Genomic DNA, 7,040 nt, shown 5'->3' on the forward strand with positions numbered 1-7,040 from the left:
GATGTGTTCCACTTCCCGCATGGTCAAGCCCTTGGGTTCCGTCAGAAAGCTGTATTTGGCACAGTAAGAAGACAGATCCCATGTCCACGCTGTATCCATTTTCCCTCACCGCCTTTCTGATATTTTGCTGCTTATTTCTTTTTTACTGCTTCTAAAAGTGCATCCTGGGTCATTTCCTGCTCGTAGACAGTGCTGGCATAACGCTGATCTGAAAGCGCACGGAGCATCTTATCTTTTGCCAGCTTTTTCATAGTTGCTGCCGTTTCTTTATCCAGCTTTCCACGGCGGGTGCTTTGTAAAATGGTGTTCATACGGCGGGTATAAATGGCCTTGATGGGGTGATCGTCTGCAAGCTCCCGCTGCTCCCGGCCTCTCAGATTGCCGATTTGTCGGCAAGTCCGTCCCCGCTGGTCGCCGGGGGCCAGACCACCGCAGTATTTGGTATGCCGTGCATCAATGGTAAGAAACCATCTACCGCAGATGGGGCATTTCTTAGGTGCATGGCCCACACAAAGCCCCTCAAATAAGTCAGAACGGAACATCCCCACAAAGGAGACATAGTGCATCCGTTTGACCAGCTGTGGCTCCGTCTTTCCGGGCCGAACGGCGGCTACATACTGCACCGAAGCATTGGTCAGGGTCATCCAGGCTGGGTTATCCAGCGACAGAGTTGGCTCACCTTTGAAGAACTGTCCGAACATTGCCGCATAACCGTCCGGGGTACGGTCATAGCCGGGTTCATTCAACTGCTCTGCAAATTTCGTCAGGGCCTCCTTGTATTGCCCCAGAGAATAGCTCAAATGCCCCAGCACCTGCGCTATTCGGACGAGCATGGTTGCCTTGCTATGCTGCCCAGTCAAAGCACAGATCAACTGCTCCTGCTGCGTAAGCTGCAAATAGGCTTTTGCGTCCTCCATATATTCTTCGGAAAAGATGGCTGCAAGTTTTTGCTCAAAATAGCTCCGATTCAGGCGGGAGAACGGTGGTGTCGCCTGCAAAAAGGAGATGATCTCACCAGCGGCCTGCTGCACCTGCGGCAGCAGCTCCATATCCACGGAACCGGTGTTCATCCCCTGAAGCAGTTGGTTCAGCACATTGCAGGGAGCATCCAGCTTTTCGATAGTGCTGTCTGGGATGTTCAGCACCTCACAGCCAATGGTTCCTGTGGGCATCGTACACCCCTCATAGGTTACGGTGTCCTGCCAGAAATCCAGCGACAAAACTGCATGGTTGATGATCTGATCCATCTTCTCCCTCCTGTCATGTTTTTTATTTTCATAATAGCACACAGCAAAGGCCTTGTCATGTTTTTTGAAAACAGCTTGTCATGCCATTAGCCTGTTTTTTTCGATTTTCCCCATAACCTATACAGAGGGGTGAGAAAACTGCCCCATCAAAAAGGAAATGGAGGGAATCGGTATGAATCTGTTTGAAGTTGTGAAAGCCAGTATCAACACATGGGAAGCAGCGCAGGTATATGGAATCGACGTCAACCACCATGGCATGGCACTGTGTCCGTTCCACAATGACCGTCATCCGAGCCTATATGTATCGGATGACCACTACCACTGTTTTGCCTGTGGAGAGCATGGGGATGTGATCGACCTGACTGCCAAACTGTTTGACCTTCGGCTGTATGATGCGGCCCGAAAACTGGCGTCGGACTTTCATCTTGCACCGGACAAGCCCTTGCCGGAAGCAATTCGCCAAAAATTAAAGCACAAAACCAGAGCACAGCAGCTTCGTGAGAACGAGCAGCTGTGCTTTTCTGTTTTGAACGAGTATCGGCGGCTGCTCCTGGATTGGGAAAAACGATATGCACCGCAAGCACCGGAAGATGTGCCGGACAAGCGGTTTGTAGAAGCCTGCCACCGGCTGCCCTGGGCAGAGTATCAGCTGGACATTCTGCTGCAAGGCGATTCCTATGAACGAGGCGAAACCGTGAGCGAACTAACAACAGACGGATATATCCGCAAATTACAGGCCCGCCTGAGAAAGGAGCGATACCATGAACAACCCTGTTTGGATTGATGAGAAAGGGAAAATCATCGAGCCGGAATATTGCCGGGATTTCCTGTCCCGGCATCCGATGCGCTGCATCAATGACCACTTTTATACTGTGGATGGCCCGTTGCCGGATGAAAGCAAATTGAAGAGGACGATTTATGAGGAAATCTCGCCCTGGCTTCATGACAAGGTCGCACAGACGGTGGAGCAGGTGCTCAAGACGTTGAAGCTGGCGGCATATGCAGGCCCTCTGCCCCTGCAATGTGACCGTATCCATGTGGCTAATGGCACTTGTTTCCTGGATGGCACCTTTACGGAGGAAAAAGAGTATTGTGGCAACCGCCTGCCGGTGTCCTATCAGACAGAGGCTCCTGCACCGGAACAATGGCTGCACTTCCTTTCAGAACTGTTGGAACCGGAGGATATTCCCGCCTTGCAGGAGTATCTGGGCTATTGTCTAATCCCCTCCACCAAGGGCCAGAAAATGCTCATGCTGATTGGCAAGGGAGGCGAGGGCAAAAGCCGCATCGGTGTGGTGATGAACGCCATTTTCGGGCTCAACATGAACACCACTTCCATCCAGAAAGTAGAGAACAGTCGTTTTGCCAGAGCCGACCTGGAGGGCAAGCTGCTCATGCTGGACGATGATTTGGACATGAATGCCTTGACCAAGACCAACTATGTAAAATCCATCGTGACAGCAGAACTGCGAATGGATTTGGAACGGAAGAAAGAGCAGAGCTATCAGGGGCAGCTGTATGTGCGTTTCCTCTGCTTCGGCAACGGGGCATTGACTGCACTTCATGACCGTAGCGACGGTTTCTTTCGCCGCCAAATCATTCTGACTACCAAGGACAAGCCTGCGGATCGGTTCGATGATCCGTTCCTTGCTGAGAAACTGATTGCCGAAAAAGAGGGAATCTTCCTCTGGATGCTGGAAGGATTGCGGCGGCTGATCGCCAACCACTACCACTTTACCATCAGCCAGAGAGCCAAAGACAATATCACTTCCGCTGTTCGGGATGCCAACAACATTCTGGACTTTCTCGATTCTGAGGGTTATGTGGCATTCAAGGCCGATTATGAAGCCAGCACCAAAAATCTGTATGCAGCCTATAAACGATGGTGCGAAGACAACGCAGAAAACCCGCTATCCCCAAAGAGCTTCGCAAACCAGCTTAGCCAAAATGCGGAACGCTACCATTTGGAGCCGATCAATAACCTGCACATCGGCGGTGGAAAACGGTGTCGGGGATACATGGGCATTTATGTCCTGCTCTCGCCTATGGAGTTGTAATGAAACTTCAAAACCTTCTGTTCGTGCGTTCATGCGTTCCTGACCGGGTACAGCCTGTGGAACGAAGGAACGCACGAACGCAAAAAATCGAAGTTCATTTTTTATTGTTCGGCTCAGAGGGCGCTCTAAAATCCGCACTTCCTAATCAATGGTTGTGCAAACAGTGAAAAACACTACCATAAGCAGAACATAAATCATCATTCGGTGATTTACAGAACGGTGATAGTGGTATGCGGTAAGGTGGCTATTTTCACGGTTTCGCTTGCAAGCCCACCTAATCGCAAAGTCGATGGGGTGCTATTCTGGACGGTTCTTCATGGACGAAATCCTGAGCGATTTTTGAGAAGTAATTAAAATTAACTGTACCGTGCAGCGTGTATGCTCCACGGTAAAACCATTTCATGAAAGAATGAGGTATTTTCTATGAAATCTAATTTGAGAAATGAAATCAAGTCGTACATTGTGCGTTCCGGCTATACGATGCAGGAAGTCGTTGACCTGCTTTCTGAGGATTACGGCTGGAGGACAGCGTTTCCAACCTGTCCAACAAGCTCCAGCGGGAGTCTCTGCGGTATGTGGAAGCGGTACAGCTTGCCGACGCCCTTGGCTATGATCTCGTATGGCAGAAACGGAGGGACACATGATGCCCGTCGTATCTCCCGTCCCCATCGAAAAATCCGCAGATTTGGAGATGGATAGCAGAGTGGATTTGCAAAATCTGCTCTGCCTGTGAGCGGCAGAAATGAAGCAATCGAGATTGCGGAGATGCTGTCGGTCACACCGCCTTTTGAGGATTTGGGTGCCACACACAAGCCTCTAAAGGCGGCAAGGCATCCGCAGATGCCGCATTCCCCCTCGGAGAGCCCACGACACTTTGCAGCCCTTCGGGATGAAAGTGTCATAGTGGGTTATTACACTTCCCGCAGGAAGTGCATCCCCGGCCCCCAGCCGTCTGCCGCACAATGGAAAGGAGCTGATTTGTATGGCCAGAAACGACGGAATCGACCGCACCTTTGCCCGTAACCAGGACTTGCCCACCCTCGATGATGTAGCGAAGGTGCAGGAGCATAACGAACGAGAAAAGGACAGCTACTCCAACCAGGATATTGATACCACCCAGACCTACCGGAATATCCACTTCAAAGCTCCCACCGACAGCTATGCCGCCATGTTCGATCAAATGATTGCCGATGGCGTCATCTCCACCCGTGGCCTGAAAGCCGATGCGGTGAAATATGGGGAGCTGATTTTTGATGTGAACTCCGCTTACTTCCACAATCACGGCGGCTACGAATATGCCAAGCAGTTCTACACCGACGCATACAAAGCAGCCGTGGAGATCGTGGGCGGTGAGCAGTATATCCTCTCTGCCGTCATGCACGCCGATGAACGCAACCGGGCTATGTCGGAAGCTCTGGGGCAGGATGTGTACCACTACCACCTTCATGTGGTGTATGTCCCGGTGGTGGAGAAACAGATTCTCTGGTCGAAGCGGTGCAAGGATAAGTCCCTTGTGGGTACAGTCAAGGAAACGATCATGCAGGTCAGCCGGAGCAAAAAGTGGGAATCCAAGGTAGCTCTGGATGAGCAGGGCAATCCGCTTCTGACCGCCAAGGGCAAGAAAGTCCTGCGAACATCGTACAGTGTCCTGCAAGACGATTTCTTCAACTATATGAAAGCTGCCGGATATACCGATGTGGAGCGTGGAGAGCGTGGCAGCACTGAAGAACATCTGACTGTGACCCAGTTCAAGGTGGCACAGGAGCAGCAGCGGCTGGAAGATGTGACCGCCCAAATCGCTCAGACAGAACAGGCGCTGGGCACCGCACAGGCTGCCGTTGAGAAAAAGCAGAAGGAGCTGCAATCCCTGCAAAAGCAGACCAAAGAACAGCGCACTGCCGCCCTGACCGTACAGGAAATCCGCTCTATGGGGAAAAAGACGATCACCGGCAATATCACTCTGACCTCATCCGAGTGCAGCACACTCAAGGATTATGCGGTCAATGGGATTCTTGCCAAGGCAGAAAACAGCCGCTTGGAAGATAAGTTGCAACAAGCGCAAAAGAGTGCCGCTGTCTGGAAACAGCGATATGAATCGCTAAAAGAACAGGTACGGCCTTATCTGGAAGCTGTCAAGCTCGCACCCGAAAAGGTGCGGGCTTTTCTTGATGCTATTTTGACCCGTACCTGGCAAACAAGGCAGCACGATCAGCCTTCCCGCCGCAACTCGCAAGATATGGAACTTTAACAGAAAGGAATTTTTGCTTATGACCAATCTGACAACAAAACTCAATAAGCTGGTGCTCGATAATGCTCCTTCGAAAAAGCTGATTAACGCTTGTGCCGAAATCGATATTGAATCCTGCTTTGACCCGATTTTTGAACCGCCGATTGATTTTCTGGAAGAATGCCGGAAACGCTGGGAAAACCGGATGAATCCGTTCACCGGTACGGTGGAACGAAAAATCGGAAATACCTGGTATCTGCTGGAGACTGTATGCGACGGAAATGAGCCGCTTACCCACAAGGTAAAACGGCTCATTTTCTCGGATAAGGAGGCGCTTTGTTCATGACACAGACTCAAATTCATGCTACAATATCACCATGCACACCGATTCTGTCAGCTGACCCAACCGTAAAGGAGGACGCTATGTTGGATCAGCAGAAAATCACCATCCTGTACTGTCGCCTCAGCAATGAGGATGCACTGGATGGAGAATCAAATTCGATACAGAATCAAAAAGAGTTTTTAACCCGGTACGCAGCCGAACATGGCTACACCAACCTGAAAATTCTGGTGGATGACGGATATACGGGAACCAATTTTGACCGCCCCGGCGTACAAGAAGGCTTTGCACTGGTTAAGCAGGGGCTTGTCGGTTGCTGGCTGGTCAAAGATCTCAGCAGGTTTGGCCGAGATTACCTGACCGTTGGGCAGTACACAGACATCATTTTCCCCAGCTACGATGTGCGTTTTATCGCCGTCAACGATGGTGTGGACAGTGAACGAGGCGACAGCGACGGCTTTGCCGCTATTCGTAATTTGTTCAACGAATGGTATCCACGGGACACCAGCAAAAAAGTCCGGGTTGTATTCCGTCAGAAAGGCACCAGCGGAAAGCATCTGGGAAAACCGCCCTATGGTTATCGCACTGACCCTGCCGATAAAGACCATTGGATCATTGACGAGGATGCCGCCCCAGTAGTCAAGCGCATCTTTGACCTGGCTATTGGCGGCAAGGGGCCGGAACAGATTGCCCGTATACTGGAGCAGGATAAGGTGTTGACTACCAAGGCGCTGTATGCTAAACAGTCGGAAAACCATCCTGACCCGAAAAAGCGGAAGAAGATGCCTGAGCGCCCTTACCATTGGATTGGTCAATCGGTTGTGGGTATTCTGGAACGGATGGAGTACACCGGCTGTACCTGCAATTTCAAGACCTATTCCAAGTCCTACAAGCTGAAAAAGCGGATTCCCAATGCAATCGAAGATATGTGTATCTTCCCTGATACGCAGGAAGCAATCGTTTCTCAGGCTCAGTGGGACAGGGTGCAGGAGCTGCGAAAAAACAAACGCCGTCCCACAAAAGCGGAACGGCAGGGATTATTCTCCGGGCTTCTGTTCTGTCCCGATTGCGGGAACAAGCTGCACTTTGCTACCTGCAAGAGCTTTGACGGCAAGCAAGACCATTATGTATGCTCCAGCTACAAAAGCGGCCGAGGCACCTGTTCTGCC

General features: G+C 51.1%; 6 protein-coding genes and 1 pseudogene. 6 read left to right on the forward strand and 1 reads right to left on the reverse strand.

What is annotated here, in order from left to right; all coding sequences use genetic code 11:
• Positions 1-131: 131 nt before the first annotated feature.
• On the reverse strand, positions 132-1,247 hold the full coding sequence (locus H6B10_RS11305; RefSeq protein WP_204651705.1) for a DUF6076 domain-containing protein: 1,116 nt from the start codon (positions 1,245-1,247) through the stop codon (positions 132-134).
• 172 nt (positions 1,248-1,419) lie between these two features.
• On the opposite strand from H6B10_RS11305, the gene H6B10_RS11310 reads away from it, so the two are divergent.
• From H6B10_RS11310 to H6B10_RS11330, 6 genes and pseudogenes are all read left to right on the forward strand, one after another.
• The gene (locus H6B10_RS11310; RefSeq protein WP_204651706.1) at positions 1,420-2,031 is read left to right on the forward strand and encodes a CHC2 zinc finger domain-containing protein; all 612 of its coding nucleotides are present in this window, start codon (positions 1,420-1,422) and stop codon (positions 2,029-2,031) included.
• Positions 2,009-3,304 (forward strand): DNA primase family protein, encoded by a 1,296-nt coding sequence (locus H6B10_RS11315; protein ID WP_204651707.1) that lies wholly within the window; start codon positions 2,009-2,011, stop codon positions 3,302-3,304. The genes H6B10_RS11310 and H6B10_RS11315 overlap by 23 nt, the downstream gene beginning before the upstream one ends.
• A gap of 423 nt (positions 3,305-3,727) precedes the next feature.
• Positions 3,728-3,948 (forward strand): annotated as a pseudogene (locus H6B10_RS18040) (LLM class flavin-dependent oxidoreductase).
• 338 nt (positions 3,949-4,286) lie between these two features.
• Positions 4,287-5,552, forward strand: a complete 1,266-nt coding sequence (locus H6B10_RS11320) for a plasmid recombination protein (RefSeq protein WP_204651708.1) — start codon at positions 4,287-4,289, stop codon at positions 5,550-5,552.
• A 19-nt stretch (positions 5,553-5,571) separates the two neighbouring features.
• Positions 5,572-5,877, forward strand: a complete 306-nt coding sequence (locus tag H6B10_RS11325) for a hypothetical protein (protein ID WP_016147144.1) — start codon at positions 5,572-5,574, stop codon at positions 5,875-5,877.
• Positions 5,874-7,040: recombinase family protein (locus H6B10_RS11330; protein ID WP_204651709.1), on the forward strand; the 1,167-nt coding region annotated here is incomplete at its 3' end. The genes H6B10_RS11325 and H6B10_RS11330, both read left to right, overlap by 4 nt.

This window comes from Gemmiger formicilis (assembly GCF_016901605.1).
In the GTDB taxonomy this organism is placed as follows: domain Bacteria; phylum Bacillota; class Clostridia; order Oscillospirales; family Ruminococcaceae; genus Gemmiger; species Gemmiger formicilis_B.